Raw genomic sequence first — 21,608 nt, forward strand, 5'->3', positions numbered from 1 at the left:
CTCTCAGCGGGCGATCATCCCGGCTGAGAGGTCCACGTCCGCGCCCGTCATTCCGGGCATCTGGAGCATGGCCACCACCGCGGCGGCCACTTCGTCCTCCTCCACCATCCGGCCCAGGGCGGAACGCGAGACAAAGGCCTCCTCCGCGGCAGCGGCATCAGTGCCGGTCCGCTCCGCTTCCAGACGGAAGTTGCGTTCCATGCGCGGCCCCCTCACGGGCCCCGGTGAGAGGCTGTTCACGGACACACCGTGCGCACCGGCCTCGCAGGCCAAAGTCGCGGTCAGTCCGAGTACGGCCGTCTTCGAGGCGGCATAGGGGGTGCGGCGGGCCAGCGGACGCTTGCCGGTCACCGAGGCGATGTTGATCACGTCGCCGCGTCCGGCCGCCATCATGGCCGGCAGGAACGCCCGGCAGACGAGGAAGACCCCCCGCACGTTGACGGCGAAGACGTCGTCCCAGTCCTTGGGGTCGATGTCGACCAGCGGAGCCACCGGCCCGGCCACGCCGGCGTTGTTGACCAGCGTGCAGATCCGTTCGTCGCCCAGTTCCACGCGCAGCCGTTCCACGGAGTCCGGATCGGAAGTGTCGCAGACCGCCGTACGTGCGGCGCCGCCCTTCTCACCGATCTCCTGCGCCACCCGCTCCAGCTTGTCGGACGTGCGCCCGGTGAGGATCACCCGAGCCCCGGCGCCGGCCAGGGCGAGCGAGATGGCCCGCCCCAGGCCGTTGCCGGCTCCCGTCACCAGGGCCGTACGGCCCTCGAGCACCCTCATGCCGACTCGGCCCGGTAGACGTCGGGGGCCCACGGCAGGTCGGCGCCGGCGTACTTCGCGGCCCGGACGTCGCCGGAGCGCGCATGGCCCTCGAAGAACTCCACGCGTGCGGCGCGTCCGCACAGCTCGCCCAGCTCCGCGCTGGAGCCGGTGTTCACGACCTCCTGGTAGGTGACGGTCTTGAGGTACTTGCCGACCCACAGGCCGCCGGTGTAGCGGGCAGCGCCCCGGGTGGGCAGGGTGTGGTTGGTGCCTATGACCTTGTCCCCGTACGAGACACAGGTGCCCTCGCCCAGGAACAGTGCCCCGTACTGGCTCATCCGCTCCAGCGCCTCCCGCGGCTGCCGGGTGAGGATCTGCACGTGCTCGCTGGCGAAGCCGTCGGCGACGGCGTACGCCTCGTCGAGGTCGGCGGCCACGACGACCTGCCCGTGGTCCCGCCAGGCGGGGCCGGCGTAGTCCTGGGTGGACATCGTGGGCAGCAGCGTGTCGATGTGCTCCAGTGTCTGCCGCGCGACCTGCTCGGAGGTGGTGATGAGCACGGCGGGCGAGTCCGGTCCGTGTTCCGCCTGGGAGAGCAGGTCGACCGCGACCACGAAGGGGTCGGCGTGCTCGTCGGCGACCACGAGGATCTCGGTGGGGCCGGCGAACAGGTCGATGCCCACCTCGCCGAAGAGCTGGCGCTTGGCCTCGGCCACGTAGGCGTTGCCCGGTCCGGCCAGCAGGTCGACCCGGCCGATGGTCTCGGTGCCGACCGCCATGGCGGCCACCGCCTGCACACCGCCGAGCAGGTAGATCTCGTCGGCGCCCGCCAGCGACATGGCGGCGACGGTGGCGGCGGGGATCTCACCCTTGATGGGCGGCGTACAGGCCACCGTGCGCTCCACTCCGGCGACCTTCGCGGTCACGATGGTCATGTGGGCGGAGGCCACCAGCGGATACCGTCCGCCGGGCACGTAGGCGCCGGCCGCGCTGACGGGGATGTTGCGCTGGCCGAGGAAGACGCCCGGCATGGTCTCCACCTCGAAGTCGCCGATCGACTCGCGCTGCACCCTGGCGAACTCGCGCACGTTGCGCTGCACGGTGCGGATGTCGTCCAGCGTCGTCTCGGGCACGCCCGCCACGATGCTGCGTATCTCGTCCTGCGTGAGCCGGAAGGAGGCCGGCGACCAGTTGTCGAACTTCTCCGAGTAGGCGCGCACCGCCTCGTCTCCTCGGGCGCGGATGTCACTGATGACTCCCGCGACGGTCTCTCTCACCCGGTTGTCGGTGACTCGGGCGCTGCTGGGCGAGGTCGCGCCCTTGAGGATCTGAGGCATGGAAACTCCTTGTCGGTGTGCGGGTGGGGTGTGCGTCGGACGCACGGTGCGGGGAGCCGGGAGGCGATCAGGGCCAGCCGGCGCCGGAAGCCACTGTGAGGGTGTGGATCAGCCCGTTGCTCATGCCGCGGGCGAGGTCGGCCATGGTGGTGGCGGCCGAACAGAGGAAGAGCGTGCGCCGATCGTGCCCGCCGAGCGTGCACGCCACGGCGAGTCGGCCGTCCGCGGACACGACGTCCGTCGTGGTTCCGTCGGCGCCGATACGCCGGAACTCCCCTCGCCGCAGCAGGGCCACCCACAGGGCACCGGTTTCATCGAGACAGAGGCCGTCGGGCATGTCGGGCAGCTCGGCAAAGGTGCGCCGCTCCACGAGATCGCCGTCGGCGGTGACACGGAAGCGGGAGACGCGGTGGGCGGCGGTCTCGGCCACCCAGTACGCGTGGCCGTCCGGGGAGACAGCCGCTCCGTTGGGAAAGACCACGTCACGGGCCACGACCCGGGTCCGGAATGCGCGGGTCCGCGGATCCTCGGCAGCGAGGATCACCTGACCGGGCCGTGGCTCCTCACCGGCCATGAGGTTGAAACCGGTGTCACCGACGAACGCCCGTCCGGCGCCGTCGACGACCATGTCGTTGAGGAAACCGCGGGTCATCCCGCTCAGGTCCGCGACCAGCGTCAGGGCCTTTCCGTCCCAGATCCACAGGCACCGGTCGAGAGCGCTGGCGATCAGCAGGCGTCCGTCGGGCAGGAAGCCCAGCCCGGCCGGACGTCCGGGCACGCCGACGACTGTGTGCACGCAGCCGTCGGCGGTTGTCCGCTTGACGGCATAGTCGTGCACGTCGGAGAACCACAGCGCGCCGTCCCTCCACCGGGGCGATTCGGGGTAGACGATCCGTTCGCTGAGCGGGAGCGGGGCTGGGGCGGGAGCCGGCCGGGTGCCGCTCACGCCGGGTCCGCCTGGATCTCGCCGCGCGAGGCGGTCGGCATGCCGCGGATCCCGGCAACGCTGCGGGCCGCCTCCAGGACCTGGTCGGCTCCACATCCTTTGTCGACGAAGGCGGCGGCTCCCGCCTCCAGGGCCAGTGCGCCGACCCGCTCCCTCGGAGTCAGCGCCAGCACCGCCACCTCGCACTGGCACAGAGCCGTGACCACATTCAATCCTCTCGATACCTGATCGGCGGTGGACCACAGATCGACAATGCCGATGTCCGGGGCGTGAAGCGTGGCCTGCTCCACGGCCTCGGCGGGATCGGCGACCGCCGCGACCAGCCGGAAACCGGCTGCCGCGGACAACAGGTCCCTCATCGCCTCCCGGACACGGACGTCGTCGACGACCAGCAGCGCGGTCACACTGCCGTCGGTGATCCGGCTGGTCCTCACGGTTGCCCCCTGGACGCTTCGACTCGGCACCTCCGGTAGGAGGCCGCTCCAGTCAAGTCCGCGGCACGCTCGGGGAGATCGTCTTACTGACGGCACATGGCCCGGATGTTGCGGGCACTGCCGACCGGACATTTGTCGTGCCGGTCGCGTGACTGAATTCCGGCCGATCCTTCGCACGAGCACGTGTGGGCCGACTCCATGTTCCCCTGCGGGACCACCACGGTGACGTCTTCGCGGTGGCACAGGCGATCCTCGACGTCACCGAACGGGTTCACGCCCGTGAGCGACTCGGGCTCGTCGCGGAGGTGGGAAGTCGTCTGGGCAGCACCTTGGATCTTCATCTGACGACGACGGAACTGGCCGCCACCACGGTTCCCCGCTTTGCCGACACCACCTGCGTGCATTTGCTGGAGGAGGTGTTCCACGGTGGGTCACCGGCTTCGGGGCCGCTGGGCCCGCATGGTGTCCTTCGCTGTGCTGCCGTCCGACCGCAGCAGCCGGCTTCATCGGTCGGCTCGGACGCAATCGCCCCCGACACAGCAATCTCCGCGGTGTGCGCGTGTGGCTCCTGCCCGGCCCAGCTTCAGGCGCTCACCATCGGCGCGGTCACGACGAGGAACGGTGAGCTGGGGGTGTCCGGCGAGCCGAGCACCGCCGGTTGGCGCGGCAGGATCGGCGTCGGCGCATGGGCCGACCGTTACTCGCACGTGTACGTACCGATCGTCACGCGTGGAATCACACTGGGAGTGGTCACCTTCGCCCGTGGAACGTCGCGGGAACGGTTCGAGAAGGACGATCTCCTGCTGGCCGAGGAGATCGTCGCTCGCGCCGCCGTGAGCATCGACAACGCTCGCCGCTACAGCCACGAGCGCGCCACCGCCCTCGCCCTGCAGCGCAGCCTGCTCGGGCACAACGAGGCGAGCTCGGCCTGGGCGGCGACTGGTACGACGTGATCCCGCTCTCAGGTGCGCGCGTGGCGCTGGTCACCGGCGACGTGGTGGGTCACGATCTGCCCACCGCGGCCACCATGGGACAGTTGCGCACCGCGGTGCGGACGCTGGCAGAACTCGACCTGGAGCCCTCGGAGGTGGTTGCTCATCTCGATGACGCGGTGCGGCGCATGGATGACGAGCGGAACACGTCCCTCGACGGTGAACGGGCCTGTTCGCAGGCGTGTCAGGAAGGTGCCTCAGCGGGCGCCGCATGGGGAGCGCCTGGTGGGATCCACGTGCCTGTGCGCGGTCTACGATCCCGTTTCCCGGCAGTGCACCTTCTCCAGCGCCGGGCACACGCCGCCCATCGCCCTTCGGCCGTCCGGTACGGCGGAGTTCGTAGATCTGCCGGTCGGTCCGCCGCTCGGGCTGGGAGGCCTGCCCTTCGAGTCCACCGAGACGACGCTCCCAGAAGGGACCCTCCTGGCCTTGTACACCAACGGCATTGTCCAGCAGGGCCCCAGCCGGGAGCTGTCATCCCGGCTCCGGCAACTGCGTCACCACCTCACCCGTCCCCAACAGGGGCGGGCACTCGGGCAGATGTGCCAGGAGACGGTGGATGCACTGGTCCACCGCTGCCCCGTGGACGACGCCGTGCTGCTGCTCGCCCGCACCCGCGCGATGAGTCCCGACGCCTACGCCACATGGCACATGGCACATGGCACATGGCACATCAGCAATGATCGCCAACAGGTCGCGCGCATGCGTGCCGTGGTCGCCGAACAGCTGGAGCGGTGGGATTTGAACGCTTTGCAGTGCTCAACGGAACTGGTGGTCAGCGAACTGGTCACCAACGTTCTGCGGTACGGGGCACGACCGGCCCAGCTGCGCCTCATCAAAGACCGAACCCCGATCTGCGAAGTGTCCGACGGCAGCAGTACCTCTCCGCACTCGCGTCGTGCCCGGACGACCGACGAGGGCGGCCGTGGGCTGTTCCTCGTCGCCCAGCTGACGCAGGCATGGGGGACGCGGTACTCGGACGGCGGCAAGACCATCTGGGCCGAACAGTCCCTGATCCCGAAGAAGGAAGACAAACTCGCGCTGCTGTGATCGGGCCTGAGCATGCGCAACAAACGGGCCGACCGCCGGCCTGTTCCGTTCACCAGCGTTCGCCCGCTTCTTGCCTGACAGGCCAGTTCCGCCCCCTTCTGCCCTCCCTTTCGTCGGCTGCGGCCGCCCCCGCGCAGGGCGGGGGTGGCCGCAGCCGATGTCTCATGCCTCCTGTGACGCTCGGCGGCGCCGCAGGACCCGGGCGATCGCCGAAGTGCGGCCCGTGGCGCCCCGCCGCACAGCCATCCCGACGGCGAGCAGCAGCGCCAGCCCGTTGAAGAGGTCCGGAATCCACACCGGTGCCCCGGCCAGTTGCAGTCCCTTGACCCCGGTAGCCAGGACGTAGACGGCGATGACGGTGCCCCACACGTTGTAGCGGCCACCGCGGAACTGCGTCGATCCCAGGAACGCCGCGGCGAACGCGGGCAGCAGATAACCGGGGCCGATGCTCGGGTCCCCCGTGGCCAGACGGGATGAGACCAGAGTGCCCGCAGCAGAGGCGATCACCCCGCAGGCGATCAGCGACAGCACGATCGTGGTGGAGGTGCGCACGCCGGCCAGGCGCGCGGCGTCCAGATTCCCGCCGGTGGCGTAGACCCGGCGGCCCGCAGGGGTGCGTTCCAGGACGTACCAGAGGGCCGATGCCACGACCACCAGGAAGTAGACGGGATAGGTGATGCCGAACAACTGCCCCGTGGCAAGTTCCTGATAGGCGGCACCGAGGTCCAGGATCTGCTGGCCGTCGGAGATCCAGGTCGTGATCGCCAGCAAGACCGAAGACACGCCCAGGGTCGCGATGAACGAGTCGATCCGGGCGCGCACAATCAGCAGTCCCGTCGCCAGACCGATGGCGGCGCCCGCTACCAGGGTGAGCATGACGGTGGCGGGAATCGGCAGGTGCTGGGACAGCAGCCACGCCGACAGGATCGACCCGACGGCGACCTGGGACCCGATCGCCAGGTTGAAGACTCCGGCGGACAGCGGGATGACCAGGCTGACCGCGGTCAGTGCCGTGATGGCCTGGTCGTCCAGCATGGCCTTCCAGGTGTCCCCGTCGAGGAAGGTGTTCGGCACCCAGAGCGAGAACAGAAGAAACAGCGCGGCGAAGATGTAGATGGCGCTGATGCGGCGGAAGGACAGTGCCTCACGGAGTCGGTGGGGCGGGCGTGCACGTTCGGGTGACGTGCGCTCGGCGGGCGTCTCGGTGTCATCAATCACGGTCATGTGGCTCATCTCAATCAAGTGGGTCGCTGGGCGCGGACGTCTTGGACAGCCCGAGACTTTCGCTGATCAGGCGGGCCTCACTGAGCTCGTGCCGACCAAGTTCGGCACTCACCCTGCCGTCGCTGAGAATGAGGACCCGATCGCAGAGATCGAGGATTTCCCCCGTGTCCGTGGAGGAGACGAGGACGCCTGTGCCCGCCGCCCGGGCCTCGGCGATCAGCCCGTGAATCGCGGCCTTGGCTGCGACGTCGACGCCCTGCGTGGGCTCGTCCAGCAGCAGCACCGCAGGCGACATGCGCAGCCACTTGGCCATCACGATCTTCTGCTGGTTGCCACCGGAGAACAGGCACAGCGGCCGGTCCGGCTGCGGCGGACGCAGCGCGACGCGATCCGTCCAAACCCTCGTCTGTCCCCGTTCCGCTGACCGGTCCAGTCGTCCGAACGCGCTGCGTAGCGGACGCAGCCAGGGAAGGGTCAGATTCTCCATCGCCGTCATGGTCATGACGGCGCCCTGGCGCAACCGGTCGGCGGGCACATAGGCCAGTCCGTGCCGGATACTGCTTGCGGGATCGGCGGCCTGCAGAGGACGTTCGGCCACGGTCACCGAACCGCCGTGCCGGTCGATGGCACCGAAGAGGGCAGCCGCCAGGTGCTCGCGCCCTGAGCCAAGCAGCCCGCAGACTCCGACGATCTCACCCTCGTAGATGTCGAGGTCCACACCGCGCAGGACGTCAGTGACCAGGCCACGGGCTCGCAGAGCGCGGCGGCCTCGCTCGCCGGTGTGGTCCATCCGGAACTCGGCCAGCTCGCTTCCCGCGAGCAACGCCACCAGCCGGTCGTGGTCGACCTCGCCCACCGGGACATCGGCCACGAGCCTGCCGTCCCGCAGGGCGACGACGCGGTCGGACAAACCGAGCACCTCGTCGAGGCGGTGGGAGATGAAGACGACTCCCGCTCCCTCAGCGGCCACCCTGCGCACCGCGTCGAAGAGCAGATCGGCCTCGGCCGCGCCGAGCGCCGCCGTCGGCTCGTCGAGCACCAGCACATTCCCCGTCGGTGACCAATCGCTCATCGCGCGGGCGATGGCCACGATGGTCCGCTCGGCCGCCGAGATCCCAGCCATGGGCTCCGTGACGTCGAAATCGCCGCCGAACCGCCGGATCATCCGTTCCGCGGCCTGCCGCTCCTCGCGTGCACTGGCCCACCGGAAGCCCCGCCGCCCGAGCGGGCGGGAGATGTCCAGGTTCTCGATCGTCGACAGACCGGGCACCAGCCCGAGGTCCTGGTGGATGAACCGTATATCCCGGTGCTCGATCACGGCGCCCGGGTCGGGGGTATGGATGCTGGCCAGAACCTTGACCAGCGTGGACTTTCCCGAACCGTTCTGTCCGACGACCGAAACGACCTCACCGGCGTTCACCTCGAAGCCGACGCTGTCAAGGGCCTTGGTCCCGGCGAAGGATTTCGACAGCCCGTGAACGCGCAGCACCGGTCGTGCGGCGCCGCGCCGGTCCTGGCTTGCCGGCGTGTCGATGAGAGCCGGTGCACCGGGCACATCGGCGATGCCGGAGGCCTGAGAAGCAGAGTGACCCATCAGTCGGCCTTTCTCGCCTTGGCCCACAGCCTGGAGAAGCGCTGCATGAAGTCCGGGTACGCCGAGAAGCCCTTGCTCACGTCAGCGGGAAGGTCTTCCTTGGTGATCAGCTGCAGGGGCACCTCACCGGCCTTCTGGGCGTCGGTGAGGGGCTGGTCGGTGGCCAGGCGTACGGCCGCGTCGAGCTGAGTGAAGGCGAGAACACCCGCGTCCAGGCCGACCGCGGCGTCGATGCCGCCGTTCTTCATGTCCTGCAGGTTGGCCGGCACAGGCGCGGAGCCGGCGATCTTCACGTCGGTGATGCCGGCACTGCGCAGCGCGGGTGGCAGGCCGGTGGCGGTCTCCAGGCTGCTGAAGACGGCGATGTCGGTGTCGGGATGGGCCTGAAGATCGCTCACCACTCGGCTGGGGGCGGTCGTGCCGATCGCCGACAGGGGAATGTCGACGTAACGCACGGTGCACCCCGGGCAGTTCTTCTTCAGTTCCTTCGTGAACGCCTCCGTCGAGACCTTCGTGAAGTCGAGTTCCGGATTGCGGTACCAGGCGATGTTCGCGTCGCCGCCTCCGGTCATGATCGCCCAGTCGGCAAGAATCGTGCCTTGCCGCTCGTAGTTGATCGGCCCGTTGATCGGCGCGTCGATGCCCTGCTCCGGGCCCCCCATGACGCCGGCACCGACGATGGGGATGCCCGCCTGGTTGAGCTTCCTGATGCTCGCGCCGACCGAGCCGAGGTTGACCGCGGGGAGCAGCAGCGCTGCCGGGTCGTCGGCGGTGATCGAGGAAAGGGCCGTCTGCACACCGTCGGCCGAGTGGCCGCTCTTGACAGTGTCGACCGGCGCCGTACCCATGGTCTTGGTCCCCATACCGTAGAGCTGGGCCAGCAGGGCGCAGAACGGGGAGGCGCACTGCATGAAGGAAATACGCTGGCCTGACGCCAGTCCTCGGGTCAGCGGCTGATCGACGGGGAAGGGCGTCGGCTTGGAGTAGATCTCGACGACCTCCTTCGCCGCCTCCAGATTCGCGTCACCCTTCAACGCCTGGGAGCCGCTGGTGCCGTCACCGTCCGTGGCTGCACAGCTCGTCACAGTCAGACAGACCGCGACGGCCATCACCGCCAGTGCGCGAGTCTCCCAACGGCGCGGGAAGGCTCTTGGCACTCGGGGCGTACGAGCATCGCTGGAGATGGACATGATTGCCTCTTCTCGCCGGTGGCTGCGGTCCGCGGCGGGAGCAGCCGCCGATGCTCCGAGCAAGCCCGGAGCCGCCGACCGCGTCGTCGTCCCTGCCGACGGGGTGTAGCCGTCAGCTTGGCTGCACCGGCGAGCCGCGACATCGTCCACGCGACTCGCCTGAAATGGCTGTTTCGGTGAAAGGACCCGCAATACCCGGCGGAACGCACTACGACATTGGTCGCATCCGGAAGCAGCCATCATGGAGAGCAGGCGCACGGCGGGTTGTTGCACAACGCGCTGGCACGAAGTTCAACGCGCCGCTGTTCACCGTTCGGGTGTCGCTGAGCTGCGTCAGGACCTCGGACTCGCGCCTGAGGGTGCGCACGGTCTGCGCACCCGGTATCCCTGCTCCAGCAGTTGGAGAATTCAGCGTCCGGCGCAAGCCGCCGACGGGCTCGGGCACGTGGGCGAGGGGCCGCGTGCAGCGCCGGGTCGCGGGCGGGCATCGCCCCGACCTCCAGCAGCAGCCCGGCGTCCCGGGTCCGGGCGGCGAGCTTGCGGGTGCGCACGACGTCCAGGCAGACAGGTTTCTCGGTGACGACGTGGGCTCCGGCGTCGAGGGGCTCCTCGACGAGGTCCTCGTGTACGCCGGTGGTGATCACCAGGAGGTCGGCGTCGCAGCAGGAAGCTCGCCGAACGGTGGCTGTCTCTCCTGGTCTTGCCCGCTGCCCGCGAGAACCCTCCAGGGAGCCCGCGACTACGGCGACGCCGACACCTGCAGAAAAACGCCGCGGGCCGAGGCCGCCATCCGCAGCGCGTCGGCGACTATGCGGTTGGTACCGCTGGTGAACGAACCGGCACCGCAATGGAGGTCTCCACGCCCCACGGGCCGGCTCGGTAGCTGACGGCCAGGGAGTCCATGGCGGCCTTGGCGGTGAGGTGAGGAGGCCCCGCATCCCTTTCCGCGACCACGACCAGCCGCAGCCGGGGGCACCAGTCCCTCCCCGGCGAACAACGTACGAAGCGATCGTGGCCGCCGGGACTCGCGACGGCCATGGGCGGGCAGCGTCTCGTGCGGCGGTCGGTCGAACACTCGGCTGGGGGCCAGGTGCCCATGACATCGCCGACCGCGTTGAGATAGTCCGGCGGAGTGACTATGTTCGTAAGGTGAGTGAGCGCGTGATGCAAGAGCCCACCTTGATGGTGTTGACAGCCCTCGCGGACGCACCCCGGCACGGATACGCCATCGCGCAGGAGGTCAAGGCGATGACCGGCGGCCGTGTCGTGCTGCGTACAGGAGCCCTGTACGGGGCCCTGGATCGCCTGCTGGCCGACGGCCTGATCGACGTCGAGCGCGAGGAGGTCGTCGATGGCCGAGCCCGGCGGATCTTCACCTTGTCCCCGGCGGGGCGGGAGCGACTCGCGGTGGAGGCCGAGCGCCTGGCCGCAACGGCGAGGGAGGCCACTCGCCGCCTGTCCGTCACGCGGCCGGCAGCGGACGCCACATGATCGAGCACGTTCTGCGGCTGTATCCCGCTGACTACCGACGGGCCCATGGCGGGGAGATCGCCGCGACCTATCGCGAAATGACCGCAGGCGAGCCGCTGAGCTCGCGGCTGCAAGAAGGCGCAGGTCTGGCGGCGCACGCGATGCGGATGCGGATGGGACTGGGGTCGGCCGCTCCTGTCGCGCAGGTTCTCGCGCTGGCGTATCCCTTCGTCCTGGCCGCCTCGGCCTCCGCGTGCGGCCTGCACCTTCTGCGCTGGTACGCCGGTTTCGCCTCCTCACCCGCCCCGTGGGGGGTGCAGCTTGGAGTCGACCTGTCGGGGGCGTGGGGTGTGCTGCTCGTCTCGTCGCTGATCGTGTTCGCGGGAGCGGCGTCGGCGCTGGCCGGCCGGTGGCGCGTGGGGGTGCCCTGCACGGTGGCCGGGCTGCTCTCCTTCGCGGTGGCCGCGGTGGTCAGCGGGCCGGCGTTCGGTGACCCGGTCGTCACCCCGGCCGCGGCGTCCCTGGCGGCGGCCGTGGTGCTCGCATGCCCGCCGGACCGGCGCTTGGAGAGCACCGCGGCGGGGCGGGCGGGCATGGCCGGTGCCGTGATCGCGCTCGTGGTCGTGCCACGGGCGGCCATCGGCGCGCACGCGGTGCCGGGGGTCAGCACCGACTACGGGTGCTGGCCGCTGCTCGTCCTCGCCGCGACCGGTGTCGCGCTGACCTGGCGCAGTGGATCACGGGGCGGCCGCGAGCTGGGGGCGATGGTCCTGGCCTCCCCGCCTCTGCTCGCCCAGGCCTACACCACAGCGGGGGGTGAGGCGGCTGCTGTCGCGTGTCTGGCAGCCGTATTGCCGACCACCGCGGCGCTCGCCCTGCTGGCCGGCCGCCTGGGGCGAGCCCGACACACCTTCCTCTGAACGGCCTGCCGCGGTCGGGCATCCACACCGGGCGCAGCGACATCCACCGTCCACCGAATAGTCCGTTTGACGTAGCATTCCGTTCGACTGACTATTGGTCTGTGCGAGAGGATGCTCATGCCGTTCACCCTGTCCCACCCCGCGGCCGTACTGCCGCTGATGCGGCGGCCCTTCAGCCGGGCCGCACTGGTCGCCGGAGCCGTCGCACCGGACATGCCCTACTTCGTTGTCACCACGGGCCTGCCCGTCAGCGCACAGTCCTGGTACGAACCCTTCGTCAACGCCACGACCTCACACACCGCTCCCGGCGCTGTCACCGTCACCCTGCCGTACGCCCTCACGCTGTGGGGTCTGTTCCGAGCCGGCCATCGCCCGCTGGCGTCCCTGCTGCCGATACGCGTCCCCCCGTCGCCGCCCCGGACGGCCGGCATGTTGATACAGCGAGCCGGGTGGATCGTCCTGTCCGCCCTGATCGGCATCGCCACGCACCTGCTCTGGGATGCCTTCACCCACCACGACGGCTTCGTGGCCACCCATGCGCCCTGGCTAACCTCCAAGCTGGTGGGCAGCCTCACCTGGGCGCGGGCCCTGCAGCATGCGAGCACGATCGGCGGTCTGGCCGCCACCGCGGCGTACGTGTGGCGCAGGCGAGCCCGTCTCCTTACTGATCAAGTCCGCACCGGCCTCAGTGGCGCAACGCGGCGCCCTGCCCTCCTCGCTGTGGCTCTGGTCACGGTCGTCGGAGCCGTCACCCACGCCTGGTCGTGGCTCGCCGACCCAGATGCGGCGACAACCGGACTGCGGCCGAGCGCCGTGATCGAAGGGGTACTGTCCGACGCGGCAAAAGGCGCGGGCTCCGCCCTGATCGGCGCCCTGGTCCTCTACGCGGCTGTGTGGTGGATCTGGCACGCCGTCACGTCAGCCCGCACCCGCGGGAGCGGAGCCGGCTCCGGGTACGACGACGCCCCGCGGGCGAACACCACCGCCTGACTCGCCCCACCGAGGCCCCGTGCCGCTGCACCCATCCTTGCTGCGCTCATACACGCGCTGCGCGACGCGCCGGGCCACCGCGACCAGTTCGACGGGCTCCTCGGCTTCGTCGCGGCCGCCGGACAGGGCGAGCTCGACGATTCCGTCGACCAGCCAGCCCAGTTCGCGTGTCTCGCCCCTGACGGGCTGGTCGGGCACCCGCTGCTCGTCGCCGTGACGGTCGCGGCGCTGACCGTCGTCGCCGTGCGCACCGCACGCCGGGCTCCGTACGGCGGCCACGAGTCGGTCAGCCGTCAGGGGGAAGCCAGTCGTCGAACCTGCCACTGCTGAGCACATGGTTTGCCGCCCTGTCAGGGCGTCACGAAGAGGTCGATTTCAGACGGCGTGCCGGGAACGAGTTCGTACTTCGCAAAGTCGGTGACACCTTCCTCGCGAAGTACCTCCTCATCGAGGAAAAAGTTGCCAGTGCATTCGGTGCTCGGACGGGTGAGGATGGCGTGCGCTGCATCGGCCATGATGCCGGTCGAACGGCAGCCCGCACGATCGAGACCGAACATCGCGGATGCGGCAGTGTAGATCATCGTCTTGGGCCACAGCGCGTTGACGGCCACGCTGCCGGCTCGTAGTTCTTCGGCCAAACCGAGCACTGTCATGCTCATCGCGAACTTGGACATGGTGTAAGCGCTTCGGCCGGCGAACCAGCCGGGTTGCAGATCGATCGGGGGCGACATGGTCAGGATGTGTCCGTTCTCGGAACGTTCGAGGTAGGGGATGCACGCCTGCGACGCGGCGAACGTTCCTCGCACGTTGATGTCGAACATCAAATCGAAGCGCTTGAGTGGCGTTTCCGCGGCCTTTGCAAGAAACACCGCACTTGCGTTGTTCACCAGCACATCGATACCACCGAAGTGGTGGGCGGCCGATGCCACGGCCTCCGCGACCTGGTCCTCTTCGCGCACATCGAGAGCAAGAGGGAGCGCGCGCCCGCCTGCCGCTTCGATCTCGGCCGCGACGGTGTGGATAGTCCCGGGGAGCTTTGGGTGCGGTTCGGCTGTCTTGGCTGCGATGACGACGTTGGCTCCCTCGGCGGCAGCCCTGAGCGCAATGGCACGGCCGATGCCACGGCTGCCGCCGGTGATGAAGAGCGTCTTGTCCTTCATGGCGGTCACGCGCCTCTCCGATGCAAGTTGTCCGGCTGGGGTGGCGGGTCGGTGCGGCTGAGATAGTGGTCGCGAAGCGCGAACTTCTGAATCTTCCCGGACGCTGTCTGCGGGAAGTCGGCGACGAATTCCCAGACCTGGGGGATCTTGTAGCTGGCGATCCGCCCTGTGCAGTGGCTGATCAGGTCATCCTGCGTGAGGGTTGCACCGGGTCGGGCCTGGACGAATGCAGCGACGATTTCTCCCCACTCGTGATGCGGCAGGCCTACGACCGACACGTTGGCGATCGATTCGTGGGTGAAGAGGAGATCCTCGATCTCGCGGGGATAGATGTTCTCGCCACCGCGGATGATCATGTCCTTGACCCGGCCCTTGATGCGCACGTATCCCGCCGCGTCCATGCTTCCCAGGTCGCCGGTGCGCAGCCAGCCGTCCTTGTCAATGGCCGTGGAAGTAGCCTCCGGATTCTCGAAGTAGCCGCTCATCACGCAAATGCTCCGCGTGCAGATTTCGCCCAGTTCACCGATGGGTAGCGACTCGCCGGTACCCTGCGTGGCGATCTTTACTTCCACGTGCGCCAAGGGCCGTCCGACTGTCTCCATCCACCGCGGATGCGTGTCACTCGGGACGGTGTGGGTGATGTAGGGCGCCGCTTCCGTCTGTCCGTAGCCGATCCCAACGTCGACGCCGAAGTCGCGCCGGGCGCGACGGATGAGCTCGACCGGCACAGGAGCGCCACCCAATGTTGCGAGCCTCCACGATCCGAGGTCACGCGCTGACGTGCGCTGAGCGTCCAGCATCCGGATGAGCATGGTGGGCACTGACAGCAGAATCGTCCCGCGGTGGCGTTCGAACAGATCCAGCATGAGATCGGCGTCGAACCTACCCGGCAACACGTGGACGCCGCCGGTCTGCAATGCGCCCAGGGTGACGAGCCCGCAGCCAGCCGTGTGGAACAGCGGCATGGGGTTGACCCATACGTCTTCCGGTGTCGCTCCGATCGTCTCTGCGTACAGGCGACCGTTCACGGCAAGGGCTCGGTGGGAGAGCACGGCGCCCTTGGGGAAGCCGGTAGTCCCCGACGTGTACTGGATCTGGGCGGGGTCAGTGAAACCGACGTGTGGCAGGTGGGGGGTGCCGGCTGAAGAGGAGGACAGGAAGTCGCCCCACTGCTCCAGGGACTGGACGAATCGAAGCTCGGGCAGTTCTTCGGACACGGTCTGTGCCATGGCCAGCAGATCGCGTGAGTTGACCTGCGGTTGGACGAAGATTCCATGCGCCCGTGACTGCCGGAGGACGAATTCAAGTTCTGCAGAACGGTAGGCCGGGTTGACGGTCACGAGAGTGATGCCCGCCAGCGCCGCTCCGAACTCCAGGCATACCCATTCCGGGGAGTTGGCTGACCAGACAGCAATCCGTGCGCCGGGGCGGAAATGGGTCAGCAGAGCTCTCGCTACCGCCTCCGAGTCACGAAGGAGCTCAGCGTAGGACCAGGTGCGTGCGTCACTTCCGACGATGCCCTCCACCAGTGCGGTCCGAGAAGGCCAGCGGGCAGCGGCCTTCCGAAGGGCGTCACCGATTGTGTAGTCGCAGTCGGAGATTGTGGTCGTGGCAGGCCAGTGCGACGCTCTCGTTTCGTTGTCTCTTGAGGACACCTCTTCGTCATCCCTTCGGATGGTGGGGCAGCGCGGGCTCCGCTTGGTCGGCCTTGGGTCGCCGGCTGATCCGGTCTGCGTTTCCGTCCCAGGCGCGCACTGGAGGATATGAGTAGGGGTCAACCACTACGTCCAACACGGTCACGGTGGTGGATGCCAGGGCATCCTTGAGTGCAGGCTCCAGCTGATCGGGGCTGGTGATGCGGGCTCCGGCAGCCCCGACCGCCTCCGCCATCGCTGCGTGATCAACCGGCTTGAAATCGATGCCGGTGGTCGTCTGCCCGAAGAAGGCCATCTCTGCGTGCGCCTGAGCGGCGAGGAGTTGGTTGTTGAGCACAATCACGGTCAGGGGGAGGTCCTCACGGATGGCTGTCTCCAGTTCGGACCACACATGGGCGAACCCGCCGTCGCCGACGACGGCAACCACGCGGGCGTCGGGAGTTGCCAGCTTCACTCCCAGCCCCAGAGGTAGACCCCACCCCAGCCCTGCCAGACCACGGGGCAAGATGAACCGCTGGCCGGCCCGCTTGGCCGTGAGGTAGCTCGCTACCCAGAACGAGGAGTAGCTGGCGTCCGCGACGACGATGTCGTCGGGGACGAGCAACGCATCCAGCTCCCACAGAAGCCTTTCCGGAGCAATGGGGTGATTGTCGAAGGGCACCGCCGCCTCGATCTCGTCGGCGCGGCGCCGGCGTCCCTCGGCGATGCGCTCGCGAAGAGTCTCTGCTGCGCGCTGTCGCTTCGTGAGGTCGCACGCCTCCAGCGCGTCAGCGAGATCACCAAGAGCCGATCTTGCGTCGCCGACGAGCCGCAGCGCCTCGTAATTGCGGCCGACTTCCAGCGGATCCATGTCGATGTGGATGTAGGTTGCGTTGGGTGAGGTGAGGGTCCACCCCTCCGTGCCGTTCTCGTTGGTCCGTGTCCCGACCAGCAGGACGACGTCGGCCTCCTGGATCAGGGAGAGATGGTGGTGGGCCGGGCCCCTTCGGCCAGTTACATTCGCTGCGACACCCAACGACAAGGCATCCAGCTCACTCACTGCCCCCTTCCCCATGTTTGTCGTCACGACGGGGAGGTGCGCCACGCGTTGGAGTGCGGTCAGTTCCCTTACCGCACCAGAGAGGTGCACTCCGCCACCTGCGACTACCAAAGGTGAATGAGCCTGAGCGATGAGGTGAGCCGCCTCCGCAACTGCAGTGGCCTCGGGCCGCGGCCGGTCGAGTGGAAAGCCTCCCAGCTCGCGCTTGCGCGTGAAACGGGCTGTTGCTGCCGGCGCCTGCAGGACGTCCCTCGGGAGCAGTAGCACGACGGGGCCCGGCCGACCACTGGTGGCGACCATCATGGCCATGTCGACGTTGTCCTCGACTCTCGAGGGGTCGTCGACTCGGCGCGTCCACTTGGAAACTCCGGCGAAGAGCGCGAAGTGATCCAGCTCTTGGAAGGCATTACGGTCGCGCGCCGACGCCGGTACCTCCTGCACCAGAACCAGCATCGGGATTGACGCCTTCAGGGCTTCCGCCATGGGCGGCACCATGAGCGTGGCGGCCGGACCGTTCTGGGCAGCGACAACAGCGATCCGATTGCTGATCCGGGCGAAGCCGTCAGCCATCACGCCTGCGGCGTTCTCGGTGCGGTACAGGATCTGGCGGATCCCTATTCGCTCGGCAGCCAGCATGAAGGCCGTCGGGTTGCTCTGGCCAAAGATCGATGTCACACCATGCCGGGCAAGGGCCTTGGCGAGTACGTCAGCAACGGTGTCACTCATGAGCTTCCTCCTCGTTATGCAAGCGACTGTTTCATACTGTGAAATCAATGTCAACTATTGAAAAGAGAGTGTGCGCCCCGAGCTCGAGGGGTGAGAGGTCCGACCTCCGGAGCGCAGGGGCGCACATCAGATGCCGCTACTGGCCCGACGGCATCGGCCGCACCAGCGGCGCGATGCAGGTGGACTCTCGGGGCAGTGGTGGCGCCGCGTGTCGGCCGGCCCCCGGCAATCCGCTCCTGAGGCGGGTTCGCGGCGTGCTAATTTTCATAATGTGAACACGCGATCAAGTAAGCAGCCTCCGCTCCAGACGGTCGAGCGTGCGCTGAACTTTCTCGAGTACGTTGCTGGACGCGATGCCCCGCCGACGGTTCAGGAGGTGTCCTCTGAGCTGGGCTTGAACATCACGACGTGTTACCACCTGATGCGGACGCTGATCGGTCGTGGATATCTCGAACGACGACCAGACCTCAGGCTGACTCTGGGAGCGAGCGTCGGGGCTCTGTTCAACGGGTTCCAGCGCAGCTTCAACGTCAGTGAGAAGCTGTCTGCTCTCGTGGACGAACTTGCGCGGAAGTCTGAGGAGACGGCGTTCTTCTCCACCTTGGAGACCAATAACCGGGTGATTCTCAAGGTGCTTGTCGAAGGATCGCAGCCGTTGAGGGTCAGTGGTCTGTACGTCGGGCTGGCGGGCAGAGAATACATCCGGGCAGCGGGCAAGGCAGTGCTTGCGCATCTGAGCCCCGAGCAGCAACGCGAGATGGTACTCAAGGACTTGGGGGAATACACGGAGGCCCAGCAACAGGACATGCTTGCCGCTCTGGATCGGGAGTATGAGGTGATTCGCCGTCAGGGCTGGGCGGTGGACACGAAGTCAAGCCTGGGCATCTCGGCCATCGGGTCCCCTGTGTTCGACAAGGCCGGGAACGTGTACGGCGCCGTTGGCATCGTGGCCCCGACATCCAGGATCAGCGGCACGCATTCAGAGCGGGTCCATGATGTTCTGGAGGCGGCCCGTCAGGCGACCGAACTCCTTGGCAGCTGATGGCACCCATTGCATGGCCGCGCTTTTAGGTGCGCGGCCATGCGAGTACCCGGGTACGGGGATGCGCTCCCGTTTCGACGCTCGTGATGGGTCAAAGCCCGACGATCACTGACTTCGTCTCAAGGTAATGATCGAGCACTTCGTCGCCCTTCTCCCTTCCCCATCCGCTCTGCTTGTAGCCACCGAAGGGCGTTTCTGCTGCAAAGACGTGGTAGGTGTTGACGTGCACTGTGCCTGCCTTGAGACGTTTCGCCAGGCGGTGTGCCTTGGAGATGTCGGTCGTCCATATGCCGGCAGCAAGGCCGTAGACCGTGTCGTTCGCCTGATCGGCGAGGTCGTCGATGTCTTGGAAGGGCAGAGCTGTTACGACAGGTCCGAAAATCTCCTCACGAACAAGTCGGTGGTCCGTGTTCGGCCGTGCGATCACGCTGGGCTGCACGAAGAAGCCGGGGCCCTCCATGAGCTTTCCGCCGGCGAGTACCTCCCCGCCGCACTCTTGACTGAGCTCGAGATACGCACCGACGCGGTCCTGGTGCTCCTTCGACACCAGCGGTCCCATTTGAGAATCGGGATGCAGGCCGTACCCCACCTCGATGGCGGAGGCGTAGGAGGCCAGCGCATCGACAACGCGATCGAACTGCGCTTCCTGTACGTACAGGCGAGAGCCGGCCGAGCACACCTCCCCCTGGTTGTAGAACGCGCCCAGGGCGGCGCCCTCGATGGCGGCGTCAATGTCTGCGTCGGCAAAGATGATGTTCGGCGACTTCCCGCCGAGCTCCAACGAGACCCGCTTCAAGTTGCCGGCTGATGCGCGGACGACCGCCTTGCCGACCTCGGTCGAGCCCGTGAAAGCGATCTTGTCGATTCCGTCGTGCTGGGCGAGGTGAGCGCCGGCTGTCTCACCGAAGCCGGGCACGATGTTGACGACCCCGGCGGGGAGCCCCGCTTCCTGCAACAACTCCCCCAGTCGAAGCGCAGACAGGGGGGTCTGTTCGGCAGGTTTCAGCACCACGGTGTTCCCGGCCGCGAGCGCCGGCGCGAGCTTCCATGCCGCCATGAGGAGGGGGACGTTCCAAGGGATGATCTGTCCCACGACGCCGACAGGCTCCCGCAGGGTGTACGCGTGAAACTCCTTGCCCGGCATATAGGGAACGGACGGGGTCATCGTGGCGCCCCGTAGCCGCGTCGCCGCGCCGGCCATGTAATGGAACATGTCGGCCGCAAGGGGCACCTCGACGCCGAGGGCGGCGCTGAAGGGCTTGCCGTTGTCGAGGCTTTCCAGCTCGGCGAACTCCTCGCCATGCTCGGCCAGTAGATCGCCTATGCGATGGATCATTCGGCCACGCTCGCTCGGCGACAGACGTGACCAGGGGCCCTCGAGAGCCCGGCGTGCGGCCGCAACGGCGCGGTTCACATCCTCTGCCGACGCTTCCGCGACCTCGGCCAGGGGCTTGGCAGTGCCTGGATCGATGGTCGTGAATGTGCGTCCGTCCGCGGCGTCGACGAACTCTCCATCGATGAACAGCTTGGCAGGCTTGGACAGGAAAGGCGTCCGCCGGTCGGCCGCCAGCGTCTCTGACATCCTCTACTCCTTACCACGACAGTGGGTTGCCGTCTCGGGCGCCGAGCGTAGGTCCGAGGTGTTGGCGAAGTGTTGGCGCCGGGGAGGCCGAGGCCGCAAGCCGCCCCAGCAGCACGGGAAGTCGCGGATCATGCTGCGGAGTGCGCTCTATCGCAGCGCGCAGGACCTCGTCATCCCAGGGAAAGATCTCGGCGTAACGCAGGGCACCGCTGGCACAACCGGTGAGGAGCAGGCGGTTTCGAAGAGAGACGCACACATGAGTACATGTCTCCTGGAGGTAGGGCGAGGCCGACCAGGGCAGCGGCTCTCCACGGAGCAGATCCAGGACCTGATGCGTTTCACCTGCCGCGAGATGCCCAAGGGCTCGGGACAGGTCGAGATCCACCTTTGCGTTCAACCGGTAGGGCCGGCTGAGCAGCACGTCGCCTCCCAGGAGGGATCGCAGCTTCGACAACTCGACCCGCAGCGTCGTGGCGGCAACGCGTCGGTCGCCGTACAGGTGACTGTGCAACTGATCGAAGGAGACACCGCCGGGTGCCATCGCGAGTATGGCAACGATCTCGATTTGCCGCGGGGAAAGGGGTACAGGCGCTCCTCGCAGAGCCACCTCTGCAGGACCCAGCAGGCGTATGACCAGGTGCGGCCGCTCACCGGCGTCTGAGTACCCGAGTCTTGCCTGATCCTCCTCGACCATGAGGGCGATGCTTAGCGCAAGCGCGGCACCCATGGGTACGTAGTGATCCCACGGGGCGGCGATGTTCACAACCCCGCTCAGGGCACCACTGCCCCCTGCGCGTATGGGTGCTGCCCAGCAGCTCCAGTCATGGAGCGTTTGGGCGGCGTGCTGACTTGCGAACACCTGGGCGGGACGCCCCGTGCGGAGCACGAGACTCAAGGCGTTCGTGCCCATTACATGCTCGGCCCAGACGCTCTGAGGCACCGCGTTCACACGCTCGGCTCGTCTGAGCATGTCCCGGCCGGCCGAGGTATGAATCAGCGTTCCTCGCGTGTCTGCGATGGCAATCAAGTAGCCGGACTCCACCGAGAGCGCCCGCATGTGCGGTTCCAAGTGAAGTGCAGCGCTACGCAGGGGGAAGCCCGCGTCGTTCGTTGCCAGTCGATGCGCGGCGGCGACCGTTGCCAGCGGCGCGGTGAGCTCTCTGGTGCGGACCCAGCTGTCGCGGATGTCTTGTGGCAGCGATGGCGCTGCCTCGCCACCCGACTCGAAGAACGCCGCCCAGTGCAAGGCCCACGTGTCGCGCAGCGCGCGCAGTTCCCTGACTGGGGGCACCGTCCGTTCCATCCATGGGCCCATGGTCGTTCTCCTTGCCGCATGATTTCACTATTTGAAATGCATGGCACATATTGACATGCCTTTAAGGTGACCATACGCTGATAGCGGTGTCGTGCAAACCACGTCTCGCCATCCAGGGGAATTCGGGTCTTGGAGCCGCGTCGACGCGCCGGCCGCGCGCTGCGGCGCCGCTTCGAGACAACCCCG

20 protein-coding genes are annotated in these 21,608 nt (G+C 67.8%); 6 read left to right on the plus strand and 14 right to left on the minus strand.

The window, feature by feature from the left end:
* Positions 1–3: 3 nt before the first annotated feature.
* The 4 genes from ABZO29_RS01310 to ABZO29_RS01325 form a co-directional block, all read right to left on the minus strand.
* Positions 4–774, minus strand: coding sequence for an SDR family NAD(P)-dependent oxidoreductase (locus tag ABZO29_RS01310; protein WP_367318265.1), 771 nt, complete (start codon positions 772–774; stop codon positions 4–6).
* On the minus strand, positions 771–2,093 hold the full coding sequence (gene hisD, locus ABZO29_RS01315; protein ID WP_367318266.1) for a histidinol dehydrogenase: 1,323 nt from the start codon (positions 2,091–2,093) through the stop codon (positions 771–773). The genes ABZO29_RS01310 and hisD overlap by 4 nt, the downstream gene beginning before the upstream one ends.
* A gap of 67 nt (positions 2,094–2,160) precedes the next feature.
* Positions 2,161–3,039: an SMP-30/gluconolactonase/LRE family protein gene (locus tag ABZO29_RS01320; RefSeq protein WP_367318267.1), complete on the minus strand. Its 879-nt coding sequence runs from the start codon at positions 3,037–3,039 to the stop codon at positions 2,161–2,163.
* On the minus strand, positions 3,036–3,473 hold the full coding sequence (locus ABZO29_RS01325) for a response regulator (protein WP_367318268.1): 438 nt from the start codon (positions 3,471–3,473) through the stop codon (positions 3,036–3,038). The genes ABZO29_RS01320 and ABZO29_RS01325 overlap by 4 nt, the downstream gene beginning before the upstream one ends.
* Before the next feature lie 185 nt (positions 3,474–3,658).
* Here ABZO29_RS01325 and ABZO29_RS01330 point away from each other — a divergent pair, with 185 nt between their 5' ends.
* On the plus strand, positions 3,659–4,426 hold the full coding sequence (locus ABZO29_RS01330; RefSeq protein WP_367318269.1) for a hypothetical protein: 768 nt from the start codon (positions 3,659–3,661) through the stop codon (positions 4,424–4,426).
* Positions 4,427–4,597: 171 nt separating this feature from the next.
* Positions 4,598–5,515, plus strand: a complete 918-nt coding sequence (locus tag ABZO29_RS01335; protein WP_367318270.1) for a SpoIIE family protein phosphatase — start codon at positions 4,598–4,600, stop codon at positions 5,513–5,515.
* A 162-nt stretch (positions 5,516–5,677) separates the two neighbouring features.
* On the opposite strand, the gene ABZO29_RS01340 is transcribed toward ABZO29_RS01335, so the two are convergent.
* The 4 genes from ABZO29_RS01340 to ABZO29_RS01355 form a co-directional block, all read right to left on the minus strand.
* Entirely contained in the window at positions 5,678–6,739 is a 1,062-nt protein-coding gene (locus tag ABZO29_RS01340; RefSeq protein ID WP_367318271.1) for an ABC transporter permease, read from the minus strand.
* Positions 6,740–6,749: 10 nt separating this feature from the next.
* Positions 6,750–8,333, minus strand: coding sequence for a sugar ABC transporter ATP-binding protein (locus ABZO29_RS01345; protein ID WP_367318272.1), 1,584 nt, complete (start codon positions 8,331–8,333; stop codon positions 6,750–6,752).
* On the minus strand, positions 8,333–9,523 hold the full coding sequence (locus tag ABZO29_RS01350) for a sugar ABC transporter substrate-binding protein (RefSeq protein ID WP_367318273.1): 1,191 nt from the start codon (positions 9,521–9,523) through the stop codon (positions 8,333–8,335). Before ABZO29_RS01350 ends, ABZO29_RS01345 begins: the two co-directional genes overlap by 1 nt.
* 239 nt (positions 9,524–9,762) lie before the next feature.
* Positions 9,763–10,626 (minus strand): Gfo/Idh/MocA family oxidoreductase, encoded by an 864-nt coding sequence (locus tag ABZO29_RS01355; RefSeq protein WP_367318274.1) that lies wholly within the window; start codon positions 10,624–10,626, stop codon positions 9,763–9,765.
* Positions 10,627–10,687: 61 nt separating this feature from the next.
* Between ABZO29_RS01355 and ABZO29_RS01360 the strand changes: the two genes are divergently transcribed.
* The 3 genes from ABZO29_RS01360 (at position 10,688) to ABZO29_RS01370 (ending at position 12,903) form a co-directional block, all read left to right on the plus strand.
* Positions 10,688–11,014, plus strand: coding sequence for a PadR family transcriptional regulator (locus tag ABZO29_RS01360; protein ID WP_367318275.1), 327 nt, complete (start codon positions 10,688–10,690; stop codon positions 11,012–11,014).
* Entirely contained in the window at positions 11,011–11,913 is a 903-nt protein-coding gene (locus ABZO29_RS01365) for a hypothetical protein (protein ID WP_367318276.1), read from the plus strand. Before ABZO29_RS01360 ends, ABZO29_RS01365 begins: the two co-directional genes overlap by 4 nt.
* 117 nt (positions 11,914–12,030) lie before the next feature.
* Complete coding sequence (locus ABZO29_RS01370) at positions 12,031–12,903, plus strand: DUF4184 family protein (RefSeq protein WP_367318277.1); 873 nt, start codon at positions 12,031–12,033, stop codon at positions 12,901–12,903.
* Here the strand turns inward: ABZO29_RS01370 and ABZO29_RS01375 are convergent.
* From ABZO29_RS01375 to ABZO29_RS01390, 4 genes are all read right to left on the minus strand, one after another.
* Entirely contained in the window at positions 12,832–13,239 is a 408-nt protein-coding gene (locus ABZO29_RS01375; protein ID WP_367318278.1) for a hypothetical protein, read from the minus strand. The genes ABZO29_RS01370 and ABZO29_RS01375 overlap by 72 nt on opposite strands.
* Positions 13,240–13,253: 14 nt before the next feature.
* Positions 13,254–14,063, minus strand: coding sequence for an SDR family oxidoreductase (locus ABZO29_RS01380; RefSeq protein WP_367326020.1), 810 nt, complete (start codon positions 14,061–14,063; stop codon positions 13,254–13,256).
* Positions 14,064–14,068: 5 nt separating this feature from the next.
* Positions 14,069–15,664, minus strand: coding sequence for an AMP-binding protein (locus tag ABZO29_RS01385; protein ID WP_367326021.1), 1,596 nt, complete (start codon positions 15,662–15,664; stop codon positions 14,069–14,071).
* Positions 15,665–15,725: 61 nt separating this feature from the next.
* A complete protein-coding gene (locus ABZO29_RS01390; protein ID WP_367318279.1) occupies positions 15,726–17,483 on the minus strand; it encodes an acetolactate synthase catalytic subunit in 1,758 nt (585 codons plus the stop codon).
* Between the two features lie 271 nt (positions 17,484–17,754).
* Between ABZO29_RS01390 and ABZO29_RS01395 the strand changes: the two genes are divergently transcribed.
* Positions 17,755–18,525, plus strand: a complete 771-nt coding sequence (locus ABZO29_RS01395) for an IclR family transcriptional regulator (protein WP_367318280.1) — start codon at positions 17,755–17,757, stop codon at positions 18,523–18,525.
* Between the two features lie 91 nt (positions 18,526–18,616).
* Here the strand turns inward: ABZO29_RS01395 and ABZO29_RS01400 are convergent, their stop codons facing one another.
* On the minus strand, positions 18,617–20,107 hold the full coding sequence (locus tag ABZO29_RS01400) for an aldehyde dehydrogenase family protein (protein WP_367318281.1): 1,491 nt from the start codon (positions 20,105–20,107) through the stop codon (positions 18,617–18,619).
* 10 nt (positions 20,108–20,117) lie between these two features.
* Positions 20,118–21,422: a hypothetical protein gene (locus tag ABZO29_RS01405; protein ID WP_367318282.1), complete on the minus strand. Its 1,305-nt coding sequence runs from the start codon at positions 21,420–21,422 to the stop codon at positions 20,118–20,120.
* Between the last annotated feature and the right edge of the window lie 186 nt (positions 21,423–21,608).

Origin of the sequence: Streptomyces sp. HUAS ZL42 (assembly GCF_040782645.1) — a bacterium.
Lineage (GTDB): Bacteria > Actinomycetota > Actinomycetes > Streptomycetales > Streptomycetaceae > Streptomyces.

Bases quoted from the DNA above. Each gene is read 5' to 3' on its own strand.
- ABZO29_RS01310 (WP_367318265.1), bottom strand. From the start codon at position 774: ATGAGGGTGCTCGAGGGCCGTACGGCCCTGGTGACGGGAGCCGGCAAC.
- hisD (WP_367318266.1), bottom strand. From the start codon at position 2,093: ATGCCTCAGATCCTCAAGGGCGCGACCTCGCCCAGCAGCGCCCGAGTC.
- ABZO29_RS01335 (WP_367318270.1), top strand. From the start codon at position 4,598: ATGACGAGCGGAACACGTCCCTCGACGGTGAACGGGCCTGTTCGCAGG.
- ABZO29_RS01340 (WP_367318271.1), bottom strand. From the start codon at position 6,739: ATGACCGTGATTGATGACACCGAGACGCCCGCCGAGCGCACGTCACCC.
- ABZO29_RS01345 (WP_367318272.1), bottom strand. From the start codon at position 8,333: ATGGGTCACTCTGCTTCTCAGGCCTCCGGCATCGCCGATGTGCCCGGT.
- ABZO29_RS01350 (WP_367318273.1), bottom strand. From the start codon at position 9,523: ATGTCCATCTCCAGCGATGCTCGTACGCCCCGAGTGCCAAGAGCCTTC.
- ABZO29_RS01355 (WP_367318274.1), bottom strand. From the start codon at position 10,626: ATGTCATGGGCACCTGGCCCCCAGCCGAGTGTTCGACCGACCGCCGCA.
- ABZO29_RS01360 (WP_367318275.1), top strand. From the start codon at position 10,688: ATGCAAGAGCCCACCTTGATGGTGTTGACAGCCCTCGCGGACGCACCC.
- ABZO29_RS01365 (WP_367318276.1), top strand. From the start codon at position 11,011: ATGATCGAGCACGTTCTGCGGCTGTATCCCGCTGACTACCGACGGGCC.
- ABZO29_RS01370 (WP_367318277.1), top strand. From the start codon at position 12,031: ATGCCGTTCACCCTGTCCCACCCCGCGGCCGTACTGCCGCTGATGCGG.
- ABZO29_RS01375 (WP_367318278.1), bottom strand. From the start codon at position 13,239: ATGTGCTCAGCAGTGGCAGGTTCGACGACTGGCTTCCCCCTGACGGCT.
- ABZO29_RS01380 (WP_367326020.1), bottom strand. From the start codon at position 14,063: ATGAAGGACAAGACGCTCTTCATCACCGGCGGCAGCCGTGGCATCGGC.
- ABZO29_RS01390 (WP_367318279.1), bottom strand. From the start codon at position 17,483: ATGAGTGACACCGTTGCTGACGTACTCGCCAAGGCCCTTGCCCGGCAT.
- ABZO29_RS01400 (WP_367318281.1), bottom strand. From the start codon at position 20,107: ATGTCAGAGACGCTGGCGGCCGACCGGCGGACGCCTTTCCTGTCCAAG.
- ABZO29_RS01405 (WP_367318282.1), bottom strand. From the start codon at position 21,422: ATGGGCCCATGGATGGAACGGACGGTGCCCCCAGTCAGGGAACTGCGC.